Raw genomic sequence first — 2,499 nt, forward strand, 5'->3', positions numbered from 1 at the left:
ACTTAGACCAAAGTGGTCGCAGTGTGTTGGCGATTCGTCCGTTACTTTGGAAAAATGGTTGGCCAGTAGGAGGAGAGCTTTTCAAAGAAGGCACTTATATGATAGAATCCGAACGCCGTGGCTATGGGCTTGAACTAATCGTAGATTTCACTCGTTTGGCGGGTGGATTCCGTGGCCCTCGTGACCCAAACGAACCCATCAAACCTGTGGCATCGCAAGAACTTAAAGATGTTATTGAAAAATGGCCTACTGGTGAAATTGGCGTAAGAGCGGGCGACTACATAGCCAGACCACACCAAAAATGGACAATTACGGCCGTACCTGATGGTGGTGGCTACCCAGGTGGACAATATTATAAAATCGTGATTGCTGGCACAGAACGTGCTTTGGCTGCTACGGCAGACGCTGAATTGATAACCGTACCGAAGTTTACAGGTGCTGCCCAACAACTTTGGAGAATCGACCAATTGATTGATGGAACTTACCGTATTATGCCAAAAGTTGTACCGAACTCTAACGAAAAACTTGCTTTGATTTCTTCGGGAGATAGTACACCAACTTTAGGAAAGTTTGATTTCAATAGTGATAATTCAAAATGGAATTTTAAATTGCCATAAATACAATCGGAGACGTAGGTAAAGGCCTACGTCTCCCTCAAAAACCACACAAAAACTAAACTTTTTTCATTCGTAAAGATTTGCCATGAAAATTTCAATACTTACCAAACTCTTTTTTCTGTCAATCACAGGGTTTATAATTATTGTTTCCTGCTCGAAAGAAAAACTGGAAGATGACACCCCAACGCCAATCGTGAAGGAGGTTGTGCCGAAAATTACACCGAAAGGCACGGAAAAATATCTTTCCAAAAACTCTGATTATGTCTATAATCAAGAGGGTGTAAAAACGTATCAACTCATTTTTAGAGATGACGATTTATATAAAATTAATGCAGACCCTACCAAAGAAGAATACGTAGAAGCGGCGTTAGTCTTTGAAGGAGATACGATTAGCCCTGTTGGGGTTCGCTATAAAGGCTCTATTGGAGCTTATGTAGGTTGTGTTTCGGGTAGGGATTGGACAAATCCTTCGGGGTATAAAACTTGCGTGAAACTGAGTATGCAAGTAAAAATAAATTGGCAAGACCGCAAAGAGCGTTTTTATGATTTAAATAAACTTCAATTTCATAGTCAAAACTATGATAAATCGCAGCTTCGGGAGCGATTAGGTTATTGGCTTTTCGCTCAAATGGGCGTACCTGCTCCTCGTTCGGTGCATGCACGAGTAGTGGTCAATGGACAACTTTGGGGGCTTTTTGGACTTACAGAAGAAATCGACAATCGTTTTGCTGAATATTTCTATAAAAACGGAAAAGGCGATATTTACAAAGAAGTATGGCCACTCAAACCAACGGGTGAAGTTCAAACTGATAAAGCATTTATTGATGCCCTAAAAACCAATGAGGAAAAACCAGATGTGAGTTTTTTCAAGGAATTTGGCAGTGCTTTTGCGGCTTCAAACACCACTAACGCAAAGGATTTGGTTAGAAAATACATGGATGTCAACCAAATAATATCTTATGCGGTGGTTGATAGATTGATTCGCCACGACGATGGCCCATTTCATTGGTATTGCAATGATTTAGCTTCGTGCTACAATCACAATTATTATTGGTTTGAGGACAAAAAGAACCGAAAAATGCACCTAATTCCGTGGGATTTAGATGGAGCTTTTGAGCATATTCTCAGAAATACCAACAATATTACACCAATAGCTGATAAATGGGGCGAAATTTCAAATAACTGTTCATTGATAAATTTAGGTAATCCTGCTTTTAGTCAACGTTCAGCAGCTTGCGATAAACTTACTGCCGCATGGGCAGGCTTCAAAACTGAATATGCTGATTTGAAAAAACATTTGCAGCAAAATATCTTAACCGATGAAAAAACCATTAAACAAATGGATATTTGGGCAAAGCAAATTGAGCCATTTATTAAAGAAGCTGACGCTTTTCATAACTCAGGTATCACGAATGAATTTAATAAAAAAGCCACATCAGAAGCTACTTGGAATTCGGCAGTAAATACCTTGAAAAATCAAGTAAAATTTGCTCGAACACAGCAATAACTCATGAATGATTTAAATAAATATATCACAAAACGATGCAATTCATAAGGATTATCAATCAAGTTACTGCTTTTTTGCTCGAATTGGGTATGCTGGCTGCCGTGGGCCGTTGGGGATATTTACAAGGAAAAGGCTTATGGTCAAAATACGGATTTGCATTATTGCTAATAGTAGTTGTAGTTTTACTTTGGGGCTATTTTGCAGCACCAAGGTCTTCCAATCGACTAAGCTTAGGGTATAGAATTGCCTTTGAGTTTGTGTTGTTTATGTTAGCAACATTTATGCTTCATAAATTAGGAAATACGAACTATGCAGTGGTCTTTGGCTTGGTGGCAATTGTAAATTTATGTTTTGAGTATTATTTTGGCGAGTAAA

At 38.9% G+C, this 2,499-nt stretch carries 3 protein-coding genes; all 3 read left to right on the forward strand.

The genetic code is table 11. The features are described 5' to 3' along the window. Positions 1 to 617 (forward strand): RICIN domain-containing protein (locus ACOVO2_RS16370; RefSeq protein ID WP_421771012.1); only part of this gene is annotated, 617 nt, incomplete at its 5' end. A gap of 85 nt (positions 618 to 702) precedes the next feature. Further along, on the forward strand, positions 703 to 2,124 hold the full coding sequence (locus ACOVO2_RS16375) for a CotH kinase family protein (protein WP_421771013.1): 1,422 nt from the start codon (positions 703 to 705) through the stop codon (positions 2,122 to 2,124). Positions 2,125 to 2,159: 35 nt separating this feature from the next. Next, positions 2,160 to 2,498, forward strand: a complete 339-nt coding sequence (locus tag ACOVO2_RS16380; protein ID WP_421771014.1) for a YrdB family protein — start codon at positions 2,160 to 2,162, stop codon at positions 2,496 to 2,498. Position 2,499 lies beyond the last annotated feature (1 nt).

It is taken from the genome of Emticicia sp. (assembly GCF_049241225.1).
GTDB lineage: Bacteria > Bacteroidota > Bacteroidia > Cytophagales > Spirosomataceae > Emticicia.

What these genes read in the sequence shown, in the direction of transcription:
- ACOVO2_RS16375 (WP_421771013.1), top strand. Translation starts at nt 703, where the DNA reads ATGAAAATTTCAATACTTACCAAACTCTTTTTTCTGTCAATCACAGGG.
- ACOVO2_RS16380 (WP_421771014.1), top strand. Translation starts at nt 2,160, where the DNA reads ATGCAATTCATAAGGATTATCAATCAAGTTACTGCTTTTTTGCTCGAA.